The organism is Tenacibaculum sp. DPLXC6 (assembly GCF_056815515.1).
On record NZ_CP141806.1, the window covers coordinates 607,737 to 631,912 of the forward strand.

Genomic DNA, 24,176 nt, shown 5'->3' on the forward strand with positions numbered 1-24,176 from the left:
ATTCATAACGTATACCTTTCTTCTAACCAATTAAGCACATAATTTTGCTTTTCTCCAGGGCATTGATCTAAACTCTGCATATTTAAAAACAACTTATCTTTTCGTTTAGTAAACGTATTCAATTTATATTTTAACCAAACAAAAGATTTTTTATAATTTTGAAAATACACTAGTTGATAATCATTTTTTAGAACCGCTGTTTTGTTTTTAATTTCAATATGATTTGCCAATCCCTGAGGTGTATATTGTTCTACATTTCTAAACTTATGTTTTATATTGAGTCTTTCAATCTCTTTATTTTCTTTAAAAAAGTTTTTGAATGTAGAAACTCTCAAAGGATAAGGCGTATGATGAAACTTGTAGTACTTTTTGAAACCAAGCAACTTTGCACTCATTTCCTGTGCTTTTTTATGTCCTGCTCGTTTCTTTTTCTTTTCTGAATTGAATAAACGCTTGTAGAAAATATTTTCATTGAATTTTAACCATTTTCCTCTAACTACTGGTTTGCCATTAATAAAAAAGTCTGAAATTTTCACCTCCTTCAATAAAAACATATCATCGTTAAAATAAATAAAATGTTCAGATAAATTTGGAATGTCGTAGAGCTTTGTTTCTATAGGTCGACAATTAAAAACTGGTAAAAACTCAATATCATCTTTAAAAATCTGCTGGTGATCAACTATAAAAACATTGGTATATTCTCCTTCTTGTTTATTTTTAAGAAATTTCGGTGTTTGATTATCCGTTACAATAAAAATATTTCTGATAAATGGTGCAAACTTTAGAATTGAATTAACAGTATATTTTATTTCTTCTACTTGGTCAAATCTTGTCCTAAATTTTTTGTTTCTAACTACCTCTTTATTTTCTAAATAAGGTAACATTTTTTGTTGATGAAGCTCATCTTTACCATCAACCCAAGTAATTACTGCATCTATTTGCATATTCCTTTTCAAATAAGTTAACTCTACTTTATTTCTGTAATAACTTTTCTCCCTTTTAAGTCAGGTAATTTAATCATATTCCCTATTTTCTTGTTGTATTCTTCAGGGTAGAAGTCTTTTCTACCATCGGAAGGATAAAAAGTCATTTCTCCAAAAATAATTTTATTTTTTACAGAATAAAAATCCACTCGAACAAAAGGAAAACCAACCGATAGTTTTTCAGAAAGTTCTATCATTTTTTCTAATGTTGCTGGCTTTTGTATTTCTTCTGAAATAGATTTTTCTAAAGAAACATACCTGAAAGGTAATTGTTTAAAATCAAAATCGTAAAAAGCTCTTTTGTGATTGTCTGCCCTGTCTAAATGAACTTCAAGAAAGGTTGTTTTACCATTAAAACAATAAAATTTATAATCTGTTAAAGAATCTCTTTCATCGTCCTTTAGGTACTTTTCCGCAATCAATCTAGGTTTCACATCTTTATAAGCCCATTCTTGTCCTGTTCTATAATACTGATTTGCGGCTTGCCATTTCTTTACTTTCTTTTTTACCTTGTTTAAATTTAATTTGTTCTTATCTGTACAAATAAGATTATAACTACTTGCATGCACTGCTTTTAAAACAAATTTTTCGGGCAACTCCTCAAAATTTATTTCAGAGAACGAATCGTAAACACCATATAATTCATTCAAGTATTCCTCTCCTATTTTCTCTGAAACATATTCTCTAACGGCATATTTATCAACCAAAATATTCAATATTTTTGGTTGATAAAATGCTTTTAACCACTGAATTTTTTCATTAAACTCTTGTGGTTTTTTCAAATTCAATTTTTTCCCTGTGTAGTATTCGTACAAAAAGGGTAAAAATGTTTTTTGAGGCAAAAAAGTAAGCTTTCTTAAAAAGCGTAGCACTGATTTATTCATTTATGTTTTCTTAAACCGCTACATCATACTCTCTAAGAGCATCATTCAACGAAGTTTTCTTGTTGGTACTTTCTTTACGCTTACCAATGATTAAAGCACAAGGAACTTGATACTCCCCTGCTGCAAACTTCTTGGTATAACTTCCAGGAATTACTACCGAACGAGCAGGTACCACTCCTTTCATTTCAACTGGTTCATCACCTGTAACATCAATAATTTTAGTACTCATTGTTAATACTACATTCGCTCCTAAAACAGCTTCCTTCTCTACTCTAACTCCTTCAACAACGATACAACGAGATCCGATGAAAGCTCCATCTTCAATAATTACTGGTGCTGCTTGTAAAGGCTCTAAAACCCCTCCAATTCCTACTCCTCCAGATAAGTGTACGTTTTTACCAATTTGCGCACAAGAACCTACAGTTGCCCAAGTATCTACCATAGTTCCTTCATCAACATACGCTCCAATATTTACATAACTAGGCATTAAAATAGTTCCTGCTGAAATATAGGCTCCGTGACGAGCTACAGCATTTGGTACTACACGAATTCCTTTCGCTTCATACCCTCTCTTTAATGGAATTTTATCATGATATTCAAAAATACCAGCCTCTAAAGTTTCCATTTTTTGAATAGGAAAATATAACACTACTGCCTTTTTTACCCATTCATTTACTTGCCATCCTTTGTCAGTTGGTTCAGCAACACGTAAATCTCCAGCATCTAATAAATCTACTACTTTTCTAATAGCATTAATTGTAGATTCTTCCTTTAATAAATCGCGGTTATCCCACGCTTTTTCTATAATTGATTGTAATTCTGTCATTTTTAATAATATTTTTCAGCAAAAATAAAGTTGCTTTCAACAATATACCGCGAAGATACATTTTTTAAACAGATATTTCTTCCTTGTTTAATTTAGCTACCTTTGCAAAAACTTATAGAATGGGCAGGATATTAGCCATAGATTTTGGAAAAAAAAGAACAGGTATTGCTGTAACCGATGAACTTCAAATTATTGCTTCGGGTTTAACAACTGTAGATACTTCTGAACTTATCACATTTTTAAAAGAGTATACTCAAAAAGAAAATGTTGAACTTTTTTTAGTAGGAAAACCAAAGCAGATGGATAATTCTGATAGTGAAAGTGAAGTACTCATAACTCCTTTTCTACAAAAGCTTGAAAAAGCTATCCCTTCTATCCCTATAAAACGTGTAGATGAGCGTTTTACCTCTAAAATGGCTTTTCAAACAATGATTGATAGTGGTTTGAAGAAAAAACAACGTCAAAATAAAGCTTTAGTAGACGAAATAAGTGCTACAATCATCTTACAGTCGTATTTATACAACAAATAATTTTCTACCAAAAGCATTCTTTGTATTTTTGCATTCCTTAAAATTAAAAAGTAAATGATTTTACCCATTGTAGCATACGGAGATCCCGTTTTACGTAAAGTAGGAAAAGAAATCGATAAAGACTATCCGCAGTTAGACAAATTAATTGCTGATATGAGAGAAACTATGTACAATGCTAACGGACTTGGTTTAGCGGCTCCTCAAATAGGAAAAGACATCCGTTTATTTGTTATTGATGCTTCTCCTTTTGCAGAAGATGACGATATAAGTGAAGAAGAAAAAGAAGTTTTCAAAAACTTTAATCGCGTATTTATCAATGCTAAAATTATTGAAGAAGAAGGTGACGAATGGGCTTTTAACGAAGGATGTTTAAGTATTCCAACCATAAACGAAGATGTTTTTCGTCAAGAAAAAGTTACTATTGAATACCAAGATGAAAATTTTGAAAAACACACAGAAACGTTAAGCGGATTACCTGCACGTGTTTTTCAACATGAATATGACCATATTGAAGGAATTTTGTTTACCGATAAACTTTCTTCTTTAAAAAAGAGATTAATTAAAAAGAAATTAGACAATATTTCTAAAGGGAAAGTAAACGCTGGATATCGCATGCGTTTTCCTAATGCTAAAAGATAATAGTTATACACTAAAAAAACATTAAGACATGGAATTTAACAAAATTATAGCTGTAACAGGTAAGCCAGGTTTGTATGAAATCTTATCACAAACTAAAACAGGAGTTATCGTAAAATCTATTGTTGACGGTAAACGTTTTCCTATTACTGCTACTCATAACGTAAGTTTATTAGAAAATATCGCTATTTACACGTACGAAGAAGAAGTGCCTTTAGCACAAGTACTTAAAAATATTGCTGATAAAGAAGATGGTAAAGAAGCTATTTCTCACAAAGAGAGCGCTAATAAATTAACTACTTATTTTGGAGAAGTATTACCTGGGTTTGATGAAGAGCGTGTATATGCTTCAAACATTAAAAAAGTAATTCAGTGGTACAACATCTTAGCGAAAGCTGAATTTGACTTTAGTACGTTAGCTGAAGCTGAAGAAACAACTACAGAAGAAGCTTAAATCGTGAATACTCGTAAGCAACAGTTAGCCGCCTTTAATCGTTTGTTAGACATCATGGACGATCTTCGTGAGAAGTGCCCGTGGGATAAAAAACAAACATTACAAAGTCTGCGTCATTTAACTATTGAAGAAACCTACGAGTTAGCAGATGCTATTTTAGACAATGATTTACAAGAAATAAAAAAAGAATTAGGCGATGTGCTTTTGCACATCGTCTTTTATGCTAAAATAGGAAGCGAAAAACAAGCTTTCGATATTGCTGATGTTGCCAATGCAATCTCAGATAAACTCATTGACCGTCATCCACATATTTATGGTGATGTGGTTGTTGAAAACGAAGAAGACGTTAAGAAAAACTGGGAAAAACTCAAACTAAAAGAAGGTAATAAATCTGTTTTAGAAGGAGTTCCTAAAAGTTTACCTGCAGTGGTAAAAGCCAATCGTATTCAAGATAAAGTTGCAGGTGTTGGTTTTGATTGGGAAGAACCACATCAAGTGTGGGAAAAAGTTCAAGAAGAGCTTTCTGAGTTGAACGAAGAAATCAAAAACAACAATCAGGAGAAAATAGAAAAAGAGTTTGGAGACGTTTTGTTCTCCATGATTAACTACGCTCGTTTTATTGGGGTAAATCCTGAAAATGCCCTAGAAAAAACCAATAAGAAATTCATCAACCGCTTTCAGTTCTTAGAAGAAGCTGCCAAAAAAGAAGGTAAGCAACTTTCTGATATGACCCTCGCTGAAATGGATGTGCATTGGGAAAATTCGAAAGAATTTTTCAAATAACTCAAATTGGGAAAATTCAAAAGAATTCTTCAAATAATCGACTACCGTCATTCCGACCGAAGGGAGGAATCTCACCCAATGAAGTTACAAATACCTTTTAGAATTGCAAATACTCAACTATAAGATTTAGCTCTATTGAAGTTTCCTCAACACAACGGAACCATCAGCGAGCTTCGCTGAACTTTCCTCAACACAACGAAACCATCAGCGAGCTTCGCTGAACTTTCCTCAACACAACGGAACCATCAGCGAGCTTCGCTGAGCTTTCCTCAACGCAACGAAACCATCAGCGAGCGCCGCTGAGCTTTCCTCAACACAACGTAACCGTCATTGCGAGTGATAACGAAGCATTCTTTATATCGACTAAAAGATAGACACGTCGTTATCACTCCTCGCTATGACGTTACTCGTCATTTCGACCGAAGGGAGAAATCTCACAATTTAGAGTACAACTACCAATATTTCCCTATTTTTACTCTATGAACATAATCATCATCACCGGAGGAAGTAAAGGAATCGGTAAAGCCTTAGCCGAAAAATACGCACAAGAAAACTACAGAGTGTACTCACTATCCAGAAGCATTGTCGATTTGGAAAATGTGGTGCAGCTTTCTGTAGATTTATCTGATACCAAAGCCACACACAACACGTTTAAAATGTTATTAGATGAAATTCAGAAATTGGAAGTTTCATCGATTACCTTAGTGAATAATGCAGGAAGACTCGGTGCCATAGCGAACTTAGAAAACATTCCTTCGGAAGATATTACCAAGAGTATTCATTTGAATACCACTACTCCACTCATTTTATCCAGTTTGTTTATTGAAGCTACACAACAGTTAACCTGTAAAAAACAAATAATTAGTATTTCTTCTGGAGCAGCTGTAAAACCGTACGAAGGTTGGAGTATTTACTGTACCTCTAAAGCAGCCATTGACATGATGACCAAAACCATTGCTGCGGAACAAAACGAGCTTGAACATGGGGTAAAGTGCAATGCTATTTACCCTGGTGTGGTAGATACCAATATGCAAACTGATATTAGAAGTACCAATGAAAAAGATTTTAAAAACGTACAACGTTTTATCGATTTAAAAGAAAACGACCAGTTGTACACTCCTGAGTACGTTGCAGAAACCATTTTTACCATAGACACCCAAAACAAACTTAAAAATGGGGATATTGTGGATATTCGAAATTTTTAAAACATGAAGTTAAAATTCAAAAAGGCTTTAATGCTTTTAACTATCTGCTTTATATTTTATTTTTTATATAGTAACTACAGAATTAATGGTACATGGGTAAAATCAACTAAAACATGGACCGAAGGTGTATCTATTATTGATTTCAATTTTTTTCAAAGAAGTGAATATCATCCTAGTTCTTTTGGTAAAAATATAATAAACCAAGCTAGTATCGGTTTTGGTAAAATTATTTTTTTGCTTAATAAAGATACACTGAACTATCGAAATGCTATTTCCATTAAACAAGTTAACAGGGATAGCATCATTTTAAATAATTATCCTTATCATGAAAGCTCTACTTATAAAAAAATACCTAATTCTTTAAAACAAAAAGCAGATGTAGATCTATATAACAAGCTTTATAAATTAAAACTAGAATCTAAAGATTCTATTAATATTGACACTCTATTCTTTTCTAAAAAGTATTTTTTAGATAAAAATAAACTAAAAACTAATGATTGGATTATAAGTAAATATGAAATTATTAATGTTAATGATTTTAAAATAATCTTGTTTGATTTAAACTCTTATGCTGTTCTAAAAGAAAAGAACAACAAATTATTCTTTTACCAATTAGGGAGAAAAAAAAACGAATTAAGAAAAATGGAGCTTATAGAAATATCTCCAAATAGTTTCAATGACGAAATAAATAGAACTATTAAAAATTATGAAAAAGAAAGCTTTAATAAGCATCCACATCAATAATAAAACGGATGGGTCTAAAATCTTTAACCGCTTCAAAGGTATTTTTAATTTTTTGTAGCTGCTCTTTGGTTTTTCCTAAGGATTGTTTTGGTGGAATTTTGATCACTAAATTCTTAATATATTGGTTTCGAATACGAGAAACTGCTGGCGCTGTGGGTCCTAATACATTTTCGTGAAACACATTTTGTAAAGCTTTTGCTAACCAGTTGATACCATTATCAACACGCGTGTAATCTTTGTGTTTTAAGGTTATTTTTATCAAGCGATAGTATGGCGGATAATGAAACTGCCAACGATCTTGCAACTGCTCTTTATACATTTCTGTATAATTGTTAGTAGATACCTGCTGTAAAATTTGATGATACGGATTATAAGTTTGTATCGCCACATTTCCTTGTTTTTTGGTACGTCCTGCCCTACCCGATACTTGTACCATCAGCTGAAAAGCACGTTCATGTGCTCTAAAATCAGGGAAATTAAGCATAGAATCTGCATTCAGGATTCCTACCAACGATACATTTTCAAAATCCAATCCTTTAGATAGCATTTGCGTTCCTACCAAAATATCAATTTCTTGCGCTTCAAAAGCCCCAATAATCTTTTGATACCCATATTTACCACGCGTGGTATCCAAGTCCATTCGTCCAATATTATGATTCGGAAATAACTCTTTTAACTCGAGTTCTATTTGCTCCGTTCCGAAACCTTTGGTGTCTAAGGTAGCACTTCCACAAGCACCACAACTATTCGGCATTGCACGTTGGTAATGACAATAATGACATTTTAACTCCTTGCGGAATTTATGATAAGTTAAACTCACATCACAATTCGGACATTGAGGAGAAACACCACAAGTAGTACACTCTACCACAGGCGAAAATCCACGTCGGTTTTGAAATAAAATAACCTGTTCTTTTTCCTCCAACGCTTCCGTTATCATTTTTAATAAGCGATCAGAAAAATGACCATTCATTTCCTTTTTTCGATGCTTTTCTTTAATGTCTATCAGCTCGATTTTAGGCAACTGAATGTTTCCGAAACGACGCGTTAATTCTATAAATCCGTATTTGTTTTGCTCAGCATTAAAATAACTCTCTATTGATGGTGTTGCAGAACCTAACAATACTTTTGCTTGGTGTAAATGACCTAATACTACCGAAGCATCACGAGCGTTATAACGTGGTGACGGTTCAAACTGTTTATAAGACGTTTCGTGCTCTTCATCTACTACAATCAACCCTAAGTTTGAAAACGGTAAAAACAACGAAGAACGTGCTCCTAAAATAACCTGTGCTTTCGGTTTATTTTCTAACACATTATTCCACACCTCTACCCGTTCGTTCATCGAGTATTTTGAATGGAATACCGAAATAAAGTTCCCAAAATAGTTTTGTAAACGGGTAATAATTTGGGTTGTTAAAGCTATTTCTGGTAACAAAAACAGTACTTGTCTTCCTTCAGCAATCACTTCCTTAATCAACTTTACATAAATTTCTGTTTTACCAGATCCTGTAACCCCGTGTAATAAACTTACCTGTTGCGTTTCAAAAGAAGTTTTTATTTGATTGAAAGCTTCTTGCTGAAATTCATTCAGCTCTTTTATCTGATTCGTTTCTCCTTGGTAGTTAATTCGATCGGTTTGAATATGATAAAACTCAAAAATATCTTTCTCTACCAAGGCTTTTAAAACTGCGGAAGAAGCTCCCGACTGTTCTTCTAGGTCTTTTGCTTTTATCGGCTTTTTAGCCGCTGCTAACTGAAAATACGTCAGTACAGCTTCTCGTTGCTTTTTAGCTCTTGAAAGTTCCTCTAAAAGCGTTTGCAAGCCTTCATTTGAGGCATAATTGTTATGTAATCGAACATACTTAACCAGTTTAGGCTTATATGTTTCGTAAATTTCTTCTTTAATGTAAACCGCATTCTTCTCTATCAATTCGTTAATGATAGGAAGTACGGTTTTCTTTCCTAAAATATCAGCAACTTGATGAATGGTTAACTGTGAATGATGTTGTAAGGCTTCAAAAATTAAAAACTCTTCATCGGTTAGTATTGCTTCTTCTTCAAAGTTTTCATTTTTATAGATGATGGTTTCACTTTCTAGCAAAAATGCTGATGGTAAGGCTGCTCTATATACATCGCCTAACGAACACATATAATAGCTCGAAATCCATTGCCAGTGTTTTAGTTGCTGTTCCGTTATAATAGGCGTATCATCTAAAATTTGATGAATGTCTTTGGCTTCATATAATTCGGGTGCATTTTGGTGAATGTTAAACACCAATGCAGTATAAATTTTACTTTTTCCGAAAGAAACCGCTACACGCATTCCTTTTTTTAAAAAAGATGCTTCTGCTTCGGTTACCGTATAGGTAAACGTTTTTTGCAACGGAATGGGTAATATGACGTCAATGAAATGGATAAAGCTTTCTTTTTAAATTAAATCAAAACTACACAAAAATGAGTACATTGTAAACACCAAAGCTTCTATATTTATGACTTCACTAGAATGGAAAAATAAGGGTGAATTTTACACCATTAATAATCAACAAGTTTTCGTTATTGATGAAGGAAATACTAATGAAACTCTTGTGATACTCCACGGATATCCTACTTCTTCTTTTGATTATTATAAAGCGCTTCCTTTTTTATCAAAAAAATACAGAGTGATTATTCACGATCATTTAGGGTTTGGTTTTTCTGATAAACCTTTAAACTATTCGTATTCTTTAATTGAGCAGACCGATGTAGCCTTACTTTTATGGAAAAAACTAGGTTTACATGAGGTTACAATACTAGCGCATGATTACGGTACCAGTATTGCCACCGAAATTATTGCTAGAAACAATATGAATCTGCTTCCTTTTTCTATTAAAGAATTGATTTTGTGCAATGGTAGCATGCATATTGAATTAGCCAAACTACGAACTATTCAAAAGTTACTAAAGAATAAAATTACAGGAAAGTGGGTTGCTAAATTGGCGAATCAAACTGTTTTTAATAGGAATATTCGCAAAATTTATGTTGATTCTTCTAAGGTTTCTCAGGAAGAGTTAAACGAAATGTGGTTTCAGTTAAATTATAATAATGGTCGGAATGTTATTCATTTATTGAGCAATTATATTAATGAGCGATACTTTTTTTGGCATCGTTGGATTGGTGGATTGACACAAACACAAATTCCTACAAAAATAGTTTGGGCTACCCACGACCCTATTGCTGTAAAAGCTATTGGAGAGCAATTACACAAAGAAATTCCTAATAATGAATTACGATGGCTTGAAAACACAGGGCACTTCCCTATGTTAGAAAATGCTAAAGAATGGAGTGGTTTGGTATTACGTTAACGTTTAATAGCCTAACATTTGTAGGTACAGCTTTTCTACTTTAGCTCTTGCCCAAGGCGTTGTTCTTAAAAACTTTAAACTAGATTTATAGGTTGGGTTCTTTTTAAAAGCGTTTATATTCAATATTTCTCCCATTTCCTCCCAACCATACTCTAAGTATAATTCTTCTAACATGGTGGCTAATTTTATTCCGTGAAGCGGATTATTTGGCTGTTCTTGACTCATGCTACAAAGGTAAATATTCTATTGTAGTAATTCGTCTAACAAAATTCTAATTTTATCACTATTCCAATCAGCTGCTCCTTTTTTGTCTACAACAATAGTTCCTTTTTTATCCATAATAAACGTCGCAGGAATTGAGTTGCTTACTAACTGTTCTGGTACTTTAGATAAAATATTATATGTTGGTAAATCGTAGCCTTTATCTTTATAAAATGCTTCAATAGTCGTCCAATCTTCGTTACTTACAAATACAAACTCAACCTTGTCTTTATAATCATTGTATAGCTTTTGAATACTTGGCATTTCCGCTATACATGGTGGACACCAAGTTGCCCAAAAGTTTACAAAAACAACTTTATCTTTTGTTTCATTAAAATCTATATTCGTAGTGTTTAACCCTTTTAAATTCCAGTCGTAATCGTTTAATACTTCTCTTTTATCTTCTGTAATAGTAGAAGGTGAAAATGAAACCAACCTAATAAAATATACTTTGGTTGGCGGATATAGTAATAAGCCTATAATAACGACAAATACAATGTTTGAGATTGTTTTTCTATTGAATTTCATTTAGTTTTTTTAGGTTAAAGGTTGTTATCTGTCGTTATGAATATTATTGTATTACAAGTTGTTTATGTGTTTTCTTTATCAATCTAAATTAGGCAGTAAAAAATCATTTAAAACGCTTTTTTTAGCCATCATTTTCTCAATATTTTCAACGGTTCTTGGAGCTTCTGCTGATAGGTTTACAGGTTCGCTTTTTGTGATTAAAATATCATCTTCAATTCTAACTGCAATTCCCCACCATTTCTTATCACAAGGGCTTCCTTCTGGAATATAAATACCAGGTTCTACGGTAATAACCATATTTTCTTTAAAAGCACCATATGTTCCTGGATCATGAACGTCTAAGCCTATGTGGTGAGAAGTACCATGTGGAAAATAGCTATGTTTTGCTGAAGGAGAACTAATAATACCCAAAGCTGCTAATCCTTCATTAATAATCTGTTTTGTTGCTTCTCCTGGCTTCCAAAATTGATTTCCAGGTTTACATACCTTGATTCCTGCATCTTGTGCTTTTAATACCAATTCGTAAATAGCTTTTTGTTCTGGAGAAAACTTACCGTTTGCTGGTATGGTTCTGGTTACGTCAGCTGTATATCCTCTATATTCCGCTCCTAAATCCATTAAAACTAACTCATTTCCAAGTTTTGTTTTGTTGTTTTCAATGTAATGTAAAACGCAACCATTGTTTCCTGCACCAACTATAGATGGGTAACCTTCATACTCTGCTCCATATTTTTTATACACAAACTCATGAACTCCTTGAATTTCTGTTTCAGACATATGCGGTTTCATAGCTTTCATTACTTCTACTTGTCCTATTGCCGAAATTCGTATCGCCTTAGTCAACAGTTTTAATTCTTCTGGTGTTTTTACTTCACGCATTTCAGCAAGTGCGGTTGATAAAAATTTAACATCTATATTAGACTCACTATTTTTTTGAAGTTTTATTTTTATTTTTTGTTTGAGTTCTCTTCTTAATCCATCATCTGTAGCACTTATATACTCTTTTATTATCGGGTCTTTTTTATACTCTGGATAATTCTCTAAGTTTTTAGATAGTTCTTTAGCCACTTCTTCTAACTTCGCATCAGGCACATTTGCTATAGCCTTATGAATATACTCTATATTTGGATCTTTAGCCTCCTCATTCTTATACCCAGACTGCTTTTTAAATGCTTTTACTAAATCGTAAATTTCTCCTTTATCTCTTTCTGAGTTTCTATAATCATCATTAAGTTTTAATATGCTTACTTTATCAAAACTTTTAAAATTAATAGCATCTGTAACAAATTCTTCTGATGTTTTTGCCATCGCAAACCCTAATTCTTTTTTTACTCCTTCTACTCCTAAACGTTTTCCATTCCACATTTCAAATCGAGGGTCTTTTTTAGGCACATATAATATTTCATTATAACTATTTCCTTTAGCGTCTTTTTGATTTTCAGAAAATAGTACCAAAACCGCATTGGGTTCTCTAAACCCTGTTAAATAGTAAAAGTTAGGATCTTGATGAAATACATAATCTACATCATTAGCTCTGTTTCGAGTTGGATTCGCAAAAACAACTGCTACAGCATTTTTAGGCATTTTTGATCGTAAAATTGCTCTTCGCTCTTTATGAAAATCAGCTGGTAAATAATCTGTTGGAACTTGTGCTGATACAACAACACATATATTTAGTAAGAAAAGAGTAAATAATAGTTTTTTTAGCATCGTGATAAAATTTGTTACTCTCAAATTTAGTATTCTATGATAGAATAAGGAAAATATTAACAAACATTTAGGTAATATACTCTTATAATATTACACAGATTCGCCTGTATTGTTTGCTAATTTTTCAATACTTTAGCATCACTTTTTTAAAACAAACAATACACAATAATGAAACCTACATAAATAAAATATACCCTATAATGGTTGTTTTATTCACAAAAGGTTACATGCGTTAATAAAAACAATAAAAAACAAACACATGAAAAATACAGCTTTATCACATGTACATGAAGCTTTAGGAGCTAAAATGGTTCCTTTTGCAGGTTATAACATGCCTGTACAATACGAAGGAGTAACTGCTGAACACGAAACTGTTAGAAAAGGAGTTGGTGTTTTTGATGTAAGTCATATGGGAGAGTTCTTTTTAAAAGGAGAAAATGCATTGGCTTTAATTCAAAAAATATCTTCTAACGATGCTTCTAAATTAGTTCCTGGAAAAGCACAATATAGCTGTATGCCTAATGCTGATGGAGGAATTGTAGATGATTTAATTATTTACATGATTGCTGAAAATGAGTATATGTTAGTGGTAAATGCTTCTAATATTGAAAAAGATTGGAACTGGATTTCTCAACACAACGATTTAAACGTTGAGATGGAAAACCGTTCTGAAGATTGGTCGTTATTAGCTATTCAAGGTCCTAAAGCTGCGGAAGCTATGCAATCGTTAACTTCAGTAGATTTATCTACTATTAAATTCTATACTTTTGAAATTACTGATTTTGCTGGAATTCCGAATGTAGTAGTTTCTGCTACTGGATATACTGGTTCTGGTGGATTTGAAGTATATGTAAAGAATGAAGATGTTGAGCAACTTTGGAATAAAGTTTTTGAAGCTGGTAAAGATTGGGGAATTAAGCCTATTGGTTTAGCTGCTCGTGACACCTTACGTTTAGAAATGGGATATTGTTTATATGGTAACGATATTGACGATACTACTTCTCCTTTAGAAGCTGGCTTAGGATGGATTACTAAGTTTACGAAAGACTTTGTTAATGCTGAGGCTTTAAAAGCTCAAAAAGAAGCGGGTGTTACTCGTAAATTAGTTGCTTTTGAATTAACTGAACGTGGTGTTCCTCGTCATGATTATGAAATTGTTGATGCTGATGGAAACAACATTGGACGTGTTACCTCTGGTACTATGAGTCCGTCATTAGGAAAAGGAATTGGATTAGGGTATGTTACTAAAGAAAACTCTAAAGTTGATAGTGATATTTTTATCCAAGTTCGTAAGAAACAAATTCCTGCTAAAGTAGTGAAGTTACCTTTTTATAAAGGTTAAAATATATCTAAAAAAAAGCAGCTTCTAAAAAGCTGCTTTTTACCCCTTATTTAAATAATTTAATTTTCCCCAATAAATTAAATTAAGTACTCGTTTGTTTGAGCACTCCAAATATCTACAACAAAAAAGCCTTTTCCACCTTTACTTCCTTGAATGATACCTTTTTGGATATGAATGTGTTATATTATACCTTAAAAGTAAAAAGCAGCTCTTAAAAGAACTGCTTTACAACTATTAATCAACTATTTAGATGTTTTAATCTTTCTTTTCGTCATCTTTTGATGCTTTGTTCCAGATTTTAATTTCATCTTCTGTAGTTACACCTTCTAATACTTCAATATTTACTCCGTCTGAAACTCCTAGTTTTAACTCACGCTTTTCAAATTCATCCTCTCCTTTCTTTACTTCTACATAAGGCTCTTCAGTTTTCTTATCAAAACGTAACAACGATTCTTTAATAGATAAAACACTGTCTTTTTTCTCTAAAACGATATCTGCATTGGCACTATAACCTGCCCTTACAAAATAGTTGTCATCAAGACTTACATCTGCTTTAATTTTAAACTGTACTGCTCCGTTTTCTTCTGTTCCTTTAGGTGCTATAAAGTTTAATATTGCAGGAAACTTTTTGTTTTCAATAGCTCCTAATGAAACTTCTATGTTTGATCCTTTTACTAATTTTCCTACTTCTGATTCATCAACTTGTCCTTCAAAAATCATTTTTTCCATATCAGCAATAGTAGCAATAGTTGTACCTTCATTAAAGTTATTTGATTGAATAACTTGGTATCCTTTTTTTACAGGAATTTCTACAACCATACCTGATGTTGTTGCTCTGATATTTGTGTTTGCTCCGGCAGAACCTACTGATCCTTTTTTAATGATTTGATAATCATTTTGAGCATTTGTCAAATCATTTTTTGCTTGATTGTATGATAATTGTGAGGCTTCAAACTCTTGACTAGAAATTACTCCTTTATCAAATAAACTTTTATTTCTGTCGTATTGAGTTTTAGCATTATTTAATTGAATTTGTACTGAGTTTATTCTTCCTCTTGCACTTTGTAATGATTGTTCGTTTGGTACAACTCTTACTGTAGCTAATAAATCTCCTGCTTTTACAATTGCTCCTTCTTCAACTACAATTTTGTCTATAATTCCTGCAATTTGAGGTTTTATTTCTACTTCTTCTAGAGGAACTACTTTCCCTGTAGCCACTGCCTTTTTTACAATTGTTGTTCTAAATGGTTTTTCTGTTTCATAGGTTACCACACTTTTTTGATTTTTCTTTCCTAACCAAATTAGGATGACTACAAATAATAGTGCTACTATTCCTAAGATAATTTTTGCTCTTTTGCTCATGATTAATTGATTATTTCTTTTTTTATTCTTCTCTTAATGCTTCGATTGGTTTTACTATTGTTGCCATATATGCTGGTATTAAACCTATTAAGGTTCCTAGAATTACTAGGATTGAAAAGGCCAGCATTACTATGGGTATATTTACGGTTGGATTTACAAGTGTTGGATCGTCTCCACTTCCTACTGTAAAGTCTAATAGGAATAGAACAAGTCCTCCAAAAATAATTCCTAACATTCCTGCTATTGTAGTTAAAAAAACAGATTCTAATATTATTTGTCTTTTAATACTTATTGGAGTTGCCCCTAAAGCTCGTCTAATTCCAATTTCTTTAGTACGCTCTTTTACAGTAATTAATAAGATGTTACCAATAGCAAAAACTCCTGCTATTAAGGTTGCAATACCAACAAACCATGTTAAGAATTGCATTCCTGTTAAAAAGCCCATTAGTTTATCTATTTGGTCTCCTAAATTTACACTACCAAATGCTCTGTTATCTTCTGGATGTACTTTGTGCAGATTTTTTAAGGTTAAAAGAATGTCTTTTTCCATCTGCTTAATATCTACTCCTTCATTAGCCGTAATCATCATCCAATCTACTTTATTTGAAGTGTTGTATACTTTTTGAAAAGTTGTAAACGGAATGTATGCAGTATCTCCATCAATATCTATAGTATTTGATGGTTTATAAACCCCTATAACCTTATAGTTTACATTACTAATTTTCACATACTGTCCAATTGGCTTTTCTTTTTTATCAAACAGTTGTTTGTACATGTCTTCAGAAATAACACAAACTTTAGAGTTATTCTTTATATCATTTTGATTGAGAAATCTACCGTAGATTAAATCTTTCTTTTGTACACGATCTAAAACTGGGTAATCTCCACTTACTTGAAAATCTCCAGATTTAAAATCTTTAACAACACTACCGTTGGTTTGATTTCTTGGTGCTAATAGCTTTATTTCATTGGCGTATTCTTTTTGAAGTACTTCAATATCTTTAAAGGTTAAATTAAACCTTCTTCCTTTTTGAAATCCTTTAAAAGGCATATCGGTTCTCTGCGTCCACATAAAAACACTGTTGGTAGCAAAGTCTCCAAAAATTCTTTTAAAATTGTTTTCCATACCACGTGCAGCTCCTAATAAGACTACTAATATGAAAATTCCCCATAGTACACCTACAATGGTAATACCAGTTCTTAATTTATTTTTACGAATACTTCCGTAAATTTCTTGCCAAGTGTCTGAATCAAATAAAAACTTCATAATTAGTCTGCTCTTAGTGCTACAATTGGTTTAATTTGTGCTGCCTTTTTTGCTGGCAAATACCCTGCGATTAATCCTGATAAGATTAAAATAATAGTAGCTCCTATTACAATACCTGGACTTACACTTGGATCTTTTATAAAGTATTTTTCTAAACTATCTCCAATAGCACTTAAAATGTAAGTTCCTAAACTTAAACCTAAGTACCCCGCTATTGTGGTTATTAAAATAGATTCTTGAATTACCATACCAATAATTGAAGATGGTTTTGCTCCCAATGCTTTACGGATTCCGAACTCTTTGGTACGTTCTTTAATAACAAAAATCATAATGTTACTGATACCAATAATTCCTGCAATTAAAGTTCCTGAACCTACAAATATGACAATGAAATATAACGCAAACATAAATTGATTAATCCCTTTGTTTGCTTCCGCCATGTTTCTTACAGATAAAGCACTTTGATCATCTGGGTGTATGTCTAATTTTTTACGTAAATCTCTTTCTAATCTATTACCAAATGTAATGGCCTGATCAAGATTTAACTTAGGGTCATATCCTATATTAATTTGACTGATATAATCGTTGTTTCCATATAATTTCTGTGCCGTTGTTACAGGCATGTAAGTCAATCTTTCTTCATTATCTCCTCCCTTATCAGAAAATATTCCGACTACTTTGTATGAAATTCCATCAACATTTACTCTTTTTCCTAAAGCTGGCTTTTCTCCAAATAAATCTTGCTTTACAAGTCTACCAATTACAATTACTTTAGATTTGTCTTTTAAGTCTAAGTCGTTAATATACCTTCCTTCATCAATAATTGTTTTTTCTAAAAACTGATGATCTGGGTGAACTGCACGTAATTGATAATTATTTTGATTGTTCTTGTAGGTAATATTTACGCTTTTGTATATTCTTGCCGTTAAATGTTGAATTTTGTTTTCATATTCGTCTTTAACGTAATCAAAGTCTTTATTTTTTAATTGAATTCTTCTTCCTGTTTGTAATCCTTTATAAGGTTTTGACGTTTTCCATACTCTTACAAACATAGCATTGGTTGCATCATCTACAAAAGCAGATTTAAACTGATTTTGTAAACCTGATACAATTCCGAATAATAGCGTAAATAGTAAAATAGCGAAAGCTACAGTGAATCCTGATAAAACAGAACGCAACTTATTTTTACCAATACTTTGAAATATTTCTCTCCAGCGATCTAAATCAAACATAATTAAATTGCTTTTGCTTTATTTGTTGCCGCTTCTGTTAACTCATCACTAATTATAACTCCATCTTTTAAACGAACAACTCTATTAGTCTGTGCTGCTACTTCTTCCTCGTGTGTAATTACAAAAACAGTCATTCCTTCATCGTTAATTTCTTTTAATAAATCCATTACCGAATCGGTTGTTGTAGAATCTAAAGCCCCTGTAGGCTCATCTGCTAATACAACTTTTGGTTTGGTAGCTAAAGCTCTTGCAATTGCTACACGTTGCTTTTGACCTCCAGAAAGCTCATTCGGCAAGTGATTAGCCCATTCTTTTAACCCTACTTTTTCAAGATATTCTAAAGCTATTTCTAACCGTTCTTTTCTACCAACTCCTTTATAATACAATGGTAAAGCAACATTTTCTAGAGCTGTTTTATAGGAAATTAAATTGAATGATTGGAAAACGAATCCTAAAAACTTGTTACGTAATACAGCAGCTTTTTTTTCATTTAAATTTTCTATTAACTGCCCATTTAAGTAATATTTTCCTTCATCATGTGTATCTAATAAACCTACAATATTTAATAAGGTAGATTTTCCAGACCCTGAAGATCCCATAATAGACACAAATTCCCCTTCTTTTATGTGTAAATCTAGCCCTTTTAAAACATGAAGTGAGTCTTTTCCTATAGGGTAAGATTTGTGAAGATTTTCTATTCGAATCATAGTGTTAGTTAATTTTTAAATAAAAATAAATACTAATTTCTCTAATCTACTAATAAATTATTGTTAAATCATTATTTACTTTCTTACAAGACGCTTAATTTTGATTAATGTTACAAGTTAGCGCTTAATTTTTTACAAAAAACTAAATATGAACAATTTACCTAGCAATAAAAAAGTGATTTTGTTTGATGGTGTGTGTAATTTTTGCAACGATAGTGTGCTAAAAGTTATAAAGTATGACACTAAAAATATGTTTGTTTTTACCTCTCTTCAATCAGACATAGGAAAAGAAATCACACAATATCTGGGTATTGATACTTCTAAAGTTGATTCTATTATTTTATATGAACCAAATGTGGCTTATGATATTAAATCATCAGCAGCTTTAAAAATTATGAATGATTTTGGCGGAATTTGGAAGTTAACTCAAGTTTTTTGGATTCTTCCTGAAGGGCTTAGAAATATTGTATACGATTATATTGCTAAAAATCGTTATAAATGGTTTGGTAAAAAAGAAACGTGCATGATTCCTTCTAAAGAAATACAAGAAAAGTTTTTATAAAAAGTAAGCTCACCAAGTTGGTGAGCTTATTCATAGCAATATTTCCCTGTTTATTGGGGGACAACTTAATTAAAATAAATTTTTGAAGCTCCTAAACCAACAGGTGAAGAGTAAACTTCTGATTTTGTATTTATATCATAAACTAAAAGCTTACTCAATTTTGTAAATTCATACTTTACAGTAAATAATTCATTTCCTTTTACATTCATACCATAAATAGAACCTACACTTATTCCATCATCAGCTAATTCAGTAGCAGTTTCACTAATACTATAAACTTTGTCTGTATCACCTTGGTAGTAGTAAAGTTTACCTTCTGATTGTGTTAAGTATGTTGCTCTTTTGTTTTCTGGAAACACCATTTCTTTTGTAACTTCATTAGTAGAAGTGTTTATAAAACTTATTGAAGAAGTCGTTGATGTTAATACTTCTGTATAATCATCATTATAAGTAAGAGGCTTTCCTTCTGATAAAACAATTAAGTTCCCTGAATTATCAAATACTATTTCATCAGGATTATCTTTTACTGTTACTGTTGAAACAGCATTATTATTGTTTAAATCTACTACAGAAACAATATTATTAGATGACCACCCTCCTTTATGCGAGATATATAACTTATTATTTCTACTTACAATTTGTTCCACACCATTAGCTAGTGAAATTGTATTCTCTTCAATAGTATTTGTTTCGATATCAATAATAGCCAGATAGTCATCGTTCTCATTTGCTCCATCCCCCCAATTCGTAACATATCCTTTACCATTAACAATAGTCATGTATCTAGGATTCCCTAGCCCTGTATTAATTTCTGTCTTTTTCTCAAAGGTAATTCTGTCAACCACTACAATAGTATTAACATCATTTAAAATGATATAAGCATCTGTATCTGTAAATGTGATAGATTGAATTAAACCTCCTAATTGTGCATTATTTTTACCTGTATAAATAAAATTAGTAGCAACAGTTGATAAAGAATTATCCACATAAGCTACGGAACCATCTTTGTTTCCGAAATTTCCTTCTGAACTGATTATTATACCATCATCGTATTTGTCTCTTATTACTTCAACTATTTTATCGTCACTAGAACAAGAAGTAAGAACTATACTTACTAAAAAAAGCTGTAAAAGTAGTTTTGTTATTTTCATTGGTTTAAAATTTATAATTTAAATTGATATTAAAATTTGTTCCAGGCATAGGACGTAAGTTTGAGAAATAATACACTTTATTAAATATATTATTTAGTGTAAATCCTAATGTTGGAAGTTTTGTTTGTTTTGTAGATAAATTAAAGACTACTCCTGCATTTTGAACATGTACTGGATCTAATGAATAAAAATCTAAGTTTGTTTCATTAGTATATACCTTACTTTGATGTAAACTTTGTATAAAAAAGTTAAACCTTTTATAATTATAATTTACATTAAAGTTTAAAAGATGCTCGGGTGCATAAGGAAGTGTTTTTTTAGTTTCTGTATTTTCTGCCAAGGTAAACGTATAGTTGGAAGAAAAATCAATAGTATGTTCTCCTATTTCCTTCTTATAACTTACAAAAGTTTCTACGCCTTTATTTATTACATCATTTACGTTTCTTGGTCTCCATAAATTACTACCTCCTGTTGGTAACCACAAAATTTTATCATTTATATAGATATAAAACAATGTAGATGTTATGTTTAAGCTTTTATTTTTAAAAGAAGCTCCTAATTCTCCTTGCTTAGAGCTTTCAGGTATTAAACCTAAGTTTCCTACAACAGGCCAATACATTTCATTATAAGTAGGAACTCTATAATTTGTTGAAAAATTGGCTAGAATGTTTAATTGATTAGTTAATCTATATTCTCCTCCTACAAATAAAGATATAGGTACATCAAAATCAGAGTTTATTTCTTTTCTTGCTTGTATCTTTGTTGCTAATTTTTCAATAGGCTGATATTTAACACTACCTACAAAGGCTACTGAATTTCTTGTTTTGGTATTAACATCTGTATTTTCACCATTAATATTTTCAAACATCGTTTTGTAGTTAAAAGATAAGATGTTTGATAGTTTATAGATTAAAGAATGATTAACTAATGTTGTTTTAGACTTTCCAAAACTATAATTTTCAGCATCTTTATTACTATAATATCGATATTCTTGAGTTAAGTAAGCTAAGTTTAGTTCTTGTTTAAACTGAGAAGAAAACGCATATTTCCACTGTAGTAAGTTTCTTTGATTAAAATCTTCATTTCGTTCACTTCCAGCAGACGGATTTGGTAATCCATCAGAAAACAAACGGTTTCCATAGTAAGCAGTCGAATAAAACGATAAAAAGTTTACAGGACTAAACTTATAACCTATGACAAAATTAACTCCGTAGTTTTTGTAATTACCATTTTCATTAGTTAGTAAGTTACCTTCGCTATCTTTATAACGTCCATCAATATATGTATAATCATTATCGGAATAATTAAATGTAGATGCTAATTTCACATTCCACTTATCTGTTCCAGATGAACTTTTAAAGAAATTAGACGTTGTATTGTAACTTCCATAAGAAGTAAACAATTGAAGTTTTTGATGCTCTTTAAACAGTACTTCATCTTTTAAGTGTACCGTTCCTCCTATAGCTCCTGAACCATATTCAGTACTATTTCCACCACTTTGCACAAGAATATTATCACTTATACTCGCAGAAAGTGCATTAAAGTCTGTTTGTCCACTTCCTACAGCATTTATAGGAATTCCATTCCATAGTACCAACGTATTTGAAGCCGATGTTCCTCTAAAACGAGCAGTACTCACCCCTCCATTACCATAATCTCTAAATGCTATTGGGCTATTATATCGTAAGAGGTTCGTTAAGTTGATAGGGTTTTTTGTTTGTTCTTTTATCCCAATCTTTAATTCTTTTGTAGCAATGCGTTTTTTTTCTACATTTCTCTTCCCGTTAACTATTACCTCTTTTAATTTGTTAATAGCTATTGTATCTTTTTGAGAAAAAAGATTAATCGTAAAAAACAGTATAAATATTATTGTTATTTCCTTCATTATACATTAAACTTTTATCCCGAAAGTTTTAATTAAATTATAATAATTGGCAGGTCTCCTGGCTTGCGTCTTGTAACATACCTTCCCATTAAAAAACAGTGGTTTGAGTAATTGTTACAAGCTTAATAGCTTACAGTTGCGGGAACAGCTTCGGTTTTGCACCGAATTCCCTTTTAATTTTCTTTAATAGACGATTAAAGAAAAACCAAAAATCACGGCAAATGTATAGTATTCTTATAAATTAGCAACCATCAAATCATGATATTTTGCGAATTTTGTTTTTAAGTTCTCTGGTAGTGTATAATAATCTGGATGAATCATTTTTGCCAAACATTCCACTCCTTCTACTAAAGTACCCGCAGAAGATTGTGTAAACATCGCGAAGTCAGCAATGTATACTTGTTTGTTTTTTACAGCTCTCAAAGACTTCCATTCTTCTCTTTCTTCTAAAAACTTCATGTCTTCTAGTGTTCTATCGATTCCATATCCACAAGGAGCAATAATTAACACCTCTGGATCATACTTTACAATTTTATCCCAAGAAATAACGATGCTATCTCCTGATGGATGTGACAATAAATCGATTCCACCAGCATATCCTATTTGATGGGGAATCCAATGTCCGCAGTTAAACAACGGATCAATCCACTCTAACAGCATTACACTTTTAGACTGTATTTTATGCTCACGTTGCACATCTACAATGTCGTAAATACGTTTTTTTAATCCCTTCACATACGCCTCTCCTACTTCTTCTTGCTTCATTGCTTTTGCAATGGTTAATGCATTATCAAAAACGTCTTCTAAAGAGTTTGGTGTTATAGAAATTAACTCGGGAACCTTAGGTAATTTATAAGCTGATTTTGCCACAGACTCCGTATCTATTTGGCAAACATCACACACATCTTGTGTAAAAACAATATCGGGTGCTATACTTTCTAAAACAGGTTCATCTACATAATACAAAGTTTTTCCTTCCGCCTTTGTTTTTGAAAAAATAGCTGTTATTTCTTTACTCGTTAGTACTTTTCCTTCCAACTTATATCTAACAGCTACTTCTTTTTCTTTTAAAGCCACTTCAGGACACTCAAAAGTAATTCCGTTTAAATAATCTTGTAACCCCATATCATAAATCATCTGAGTTACTGCTGGCATAAAAGAAGATACTGTCATAATTCGTAGTTTTGGTTCAGCAAAAATAAACAGTTCTCTATTTTAATTTGTTTTTTATTAAAAATCTTTCCAATCTTTGTGTCAAAATAAAATGCGATTTCATGATATATTATATCTCAGGAGGTGAACGCTCAGGTAAAAGTAGCTATGCTCAAAAGTTAGCAGAATCTTTATCTAAAACCCCTATTTACCTAGCAACTTCTCGTATTTGGGACGAAGATTTTAAACAACGAGTAGACAGGCATATTTCTGATAGAGATGAACGTTGGACCACTATTGAAGAAGAAAAATGGTTAAGTAAAGTAATTTCTGAAAAACAAACTGTGGTTATCGATTGTGTAACACTGTGGCTAACAAATTTCTTTGTAGACACAAAATATGATATTGAAAAAGCACTAGAAATCGCCAAAGAAGAAATAAACAAATTGGTTGAAATTGACGCCAATATTATCATCATTTCTAATGAAATTGGTATGGGATTACACGCTAATTCTGAATCTGGAAGAAAATTTACACAACTACAAGGTTGGACGAATCAACACATAGCAAAATTGGCTGACAAAGCTACTTTTATGGTATCTGGACTTCCTTTAACTTTAAAATAACA

24 protein-coding genes and 1 riboswitch are annotated in these 24,176 nt (G+C 31.8%); of the genes, 10 read left to right on the forward strand and 14 right to left on the reverse strand.

Translation table 11 applies throughout. From position 1 onward, the window contains the following. Window positions 1–2 precede the first annotated feature (2 nt). From VCM48_RS02715 to VCM48_RS02725, 3 genes are read right to left on the reverse strand one after another with little or no spacing between them, the layout of a single operon-like run. Window positions 3–944 carry a stealth family protein gene (locus VCM48_RS02715; protein ID WP_482271520.1) on the reverse strand — a complete coding sequence of 314 codons (942 nt, stop codon included), beginning with the start codon at window positions 942–944 and terminating at the stop codon, window positions 3–5. A gap of 23 nt (window positions 945–967) precedes the next feature. After that, a complete protein-coding gene (locus VCM48_RS02720; protein ID WP_482271521.1) occupies window positions 968–1,867 on the reverse strand; it encodes an ATP-grasp fold amidoligase family protein in 900 nt (299 codons plus the stop codon). A 10-nt stretch (window positions 1,868–1,877) separates the two neighbouring features. Beyond that, window positions 1,878–2,693: a 2,3,4,5-tetrahydropyridine-2,6-dicarboxylate N-succinyltransferase gene (locus tag VCM48_RS02725; protein ID WP_482271522.1), complete on the reverse strand. Its 816-nt coding sequence runs from the start codon at window positions 2,691–2,693 to the stop codon at window positions 1,878–1,880. 119 nt (window positions 2,694–2,812) lie between these two features. Between VCM48_RS02725 and ruvX the strand changes: the two genes are divergently transcribed. The 6 genes from ruvX to VCM48_RS02755 all read left to right on the forward strand — a co-directional run bounded on the left by ruvX (window position 2,813) and on the right by VCM48_RS02755 (window position 7,045). Beyond that, window positions 2,813–3,223: a Holliday junction resolvase RuvX gene (ruvX, locus tag VCM48_RS02730; protein WP_274639970.1), complete on the forward strand. Its 411-nt coding sequence runs from the start codon at window positions 2,813–2,815 to the stop codon at window positions 3,221–3,223. A 54-nt stretch (window positions 3,224–3,277) separates the two neighbouring features. Then, the gene (gene def, locus VCM48_RS02735) at window positions 3,278–3,862 is read left to right on the forward strand and encodes a peptide deformylase (protein WP_099214309.1); all 585 of its coding nucleotides are present in this window, start codon (window positions 3,278–3,280) and stop codon (window positions 3,860–3,862) included. A gap of 28 nt (window positions 3,863–3,890) precedes the next feature. Continuing rightward, entirely contained in the window at window positions 3,891–4,313 is a 423-nt protein-coding gene (locus VCM48_RS02740; protein ID WP_273695109.1) for a DUF5606 family protein, read from the forward strand. 3 nt (window positions 4,314–4,316) lie between these two features. Further along, a complete protein-coding gene (mazG, locus tag VCM48_RS02745) occupies window positions 4,317–5,096 on the forward strand; it encodes a nucleoside triphosphate pyrophosphohydrolase (RefSeq protein WP_121146917.1) in 780 nt (259 codons plus the stop codon). A gap of 479 nt (window positions 5,097–5,575) precedes the next feature. Further along, complete coding sequence (locus tag VCM48_RS02750) at window positions 5,576–6,301, forward strand: (S)-benzoin forming benzil reductase (protein ID WP_482271523.1); 726 nt, start codon at window positions 5,576–5,578, stop codon at window positions 6,299–6,301. 3 nt (window positions 6,302–6,304) lie between these two features. Continuing rightward, window positions 6,305–7,045 carry a hypothetical protein gene (locus tag VCM48_RS02755; protein WP_482271524.1) on the forward strand — a complete coding sequence of 247 codons (741 nt, stop codon included), beginning with the start codon at window positions 6,305–6,307 and terminating at the stop codon, window positions 7,043–7,045. Here VCM48_RS02755 and priA read toward each other — a convergent pair. Beyond that, window positions 7,023–9,464: a replication restart helicase PriA gene (gene priA / locus VCM48_RS02760; RefSeq protein ID WP_482272202.1), complete on the reverse strand. Its 2,442-nt coding sequence runs from the start codon at window positions 9,462–9,464 to the stop codon at window positions 7,023–7,025. The two genes, VCM48_RS02755 and priA, sit on opposite strands and share 23 nt — an antisense overlap. A gap of 73 nt (window positions 9,465–9,537) precedes the next feature. On the opposite strand from priA, the gene VCM48_RS02765 reads away from it, so the two are divergent. Then, complete coding sequence (locus tag VCM48_RS02765; protein WP_482271525.1) at window positions 9,538–10,389, forward strand: alpha/beta fold hydrolase; 852 nt, start codon at window positions 9,538–9,540, stop codon at window positions 10,387–10,389. A gap of 3 nt (window positions 10,390–10,392) precedes the next feature. Here VCM48_RS02765 and VCM48_RS02770 read toward each other — a convergent pair whose 3' ends face one another. The 3 genes from VCM48_RS02770 to VCM48_RS02780 form a co-directional block, all read right to left on the reverse strand. Then, window positions 10,393–10,614, reverse strand: a complete 222-nt coding sequence (locus VCM48_RS02770; protein WP_099214301.1) for a VF530 family protein — start codon at window positions 10,612–10,614, stop codon at window positions 10,393–10,395. 18 nt (window positions 10,615–10,632) lie between these two features. Further along, window positions 10,633–11,178 (reverse strand): TlpA family protein disulfide reductase, encoded by a 546-nt coding sequence (locus VCM48_RS02775; protein WP_482271526.1) that lies wholly within the window; start codon window positions 11,176–11,178, stop codon window positions 10,633–10,635. A gap of 78 nt (window positions 11,179–11,256) precedes the next feature. Next, window positions 11,257–12,888, reverse strand: coding sequence for an aminopeptidase P family protein (locus VCM48_RS02780; RefSeq protein WP_482271527.1), 1,632 nt, complete (start codon window positions 12,886–12,888; stop codon window positions 11,257–11,259). Window positions 12,889–13,147: 259 nt separating this feature from the next. On the opposite strand from VCM48_RS02780, the gene gcvT reads away from it, so the two are divergent. Continuing rightward, window positions 13,148–14,230, forward strand: a complete 1,083-nt coding sequence (gcvT, locus tag VCM48_RS02785) for a glycine cleavage system aminomethyltransferase GcvT (RefSeq protein ID WP_482271528.1) — start codon at window positions 13,148–13,150, stop codon at window positions 14,228–14,230. 255 nt (window positions 14,231–14,485) lie between these two features. Here gcvT and VCM48_RS02790 read toward each other — a convergent pair whose 3' ends face one another. From VCM48_RS02790 to VCM48_RS02805, 4 genes are read right to left on the reverse strand one after another with little or no spacing between them, the layout of a single operon-like run. Further along, window positions 14,486–15,592: an efflux RND transporter periplasmic adaptor subunit gene (locus VCM48_RS02790; protein WP_274639980.1), complete on the reverse strand. Its 1,107-nt coding sequence runs from the start codon at window positions 15,590–15,592 to the stop codon at window positions 14,486–14,488. Between the two features lie 22 nt (window positions 15,593–15,614). Continuing rightward, window positions 15,615–16,859: an ABC transporter permease gene (locus VCM48_RS02795; RefSeq protein ID WP_482271529.1), complete on the reverse strand. Its 1,245-nt coding sequence runs from the start codon at window positions 16,857–16,859 to the stop codon at window positions 15,615–15,617. Window positions 16,860–16,861: 2 nt separating this feature from the next. Beyond that, window positions 16,862–18,091: an ABC transporter permease gene (locus VCM48_RS02800; RefSeq protein ID WP_440121691.1), complete on the reverse strand. Its 1,230-nt coding sequence runs from the start codon at window positions 18,089–18,091 to the stop codon at window positions 16,862–16,864. A 2-nt stretch (window positions 18,092–18,093) separates the two neighbouring features. Continuing rightward, the gene (locus tag VCM48_RS02805; RefSeq protein ID WP_274639983.1) at window positions 18,094–18,798 is read right to left on the reverse strand and encodes an ABC transporter ATP-binding protein; all 705 of its coding nucleotides are present in this window, start codon (window positions 18,796–18,798) and stop codon (window positions 18,094–18,096) included. A gap of 148 nt (window positions 18,799–18,946) precedes the next feature. Here VCM48_RS02805 and VCM48_RS02810 point away from each other — a divergent pair, with 148 nt between their 5' ends. Further along, complete coding sequence (locus VCM48_RS02810; RefSeq protein WP_482271530.1) at window positions 18,947–19,360, forward strand: thiol-disulfide oxidoreductase DCC family protein; 414 nt, start codon at window positions 18,947–18,949, stop codon at window positions 19,358–19,360. Between the two features lie 65 nt (window positions 19,361–19,425). Here VCM48_RS02810 and VCM48_RS02815 read toward each other — a convergent pair whose 3' ends face one another. The 3 genes from VCM48_RS02815 to VCM48_RS02825 all read right to left on the reverse strand — a co-directional run bounded on the left by VCM48_RS02815 (window position 19,426) and on the right by VCM48_RS02825 (window position 23,569). Beyond that, complete coding sequence (locus VCM48_RS02815; RefSeq protein WP_440121693.1) at window positions 19,426–20,511, reverse strand: YncE family protein; 1,086 nt, start codon at window positions 20,509–20,511, stop codon at window positions 19,426–19,428. A 4-nt stretch (window positions 20,512–20,515) separates the two neighbouring features. Next, window positions 20,516–22,396 (reverse strand): TonB-dependent receptor plug domain-containing protein, encoded by a 1,881-nt coding sequence (locus tag VCM48_RS02820; RefSeq protein WP_482271531.1) that lies wholly within the window; start codon window positions 22,394–22,396, stop codon window positions 20,516–20,518. 31 nt (window positions 22,397–22,427) lie between these two features. Further along, window positions 22,428–22,621, reverse strand: a riboswitch (cobalamin riboswitch). A 9-nt stretch (window positions 22,622–22,630) separates the two neighbouring features. Then, window positions 22,631–23,569, reverse strand: a complete 939-nt coding sequence (locus VCM48_RS02825; RefSeq protein WP_415268905.1) for an ABC transporter substrate-binding protein — start codon at window positions 23,567–23,569, stop codon at window positions 22,631–22,633. A 101-nt stretch (window positions 23,570–23,670) separates the two neighbouring features. On the opposite strand from VCM48_RS02825, the gene VCM48_RS02830 reads away from it, so the two are divergent. Then, a complete protein-coding gene (locus VCM48_RS02830) occupies window positions 23,671–24,174 on the forward strand; it encodes a bifunctional adenosylcobinamide kinase/adenosylcobinamide-phosphate guanylyltransferase (protein ID WP_274639987.1) in 504 nt (167 codons plus the stop codon). Window positions 24,175–24,176: the final 2 nt, after the last annotated feature.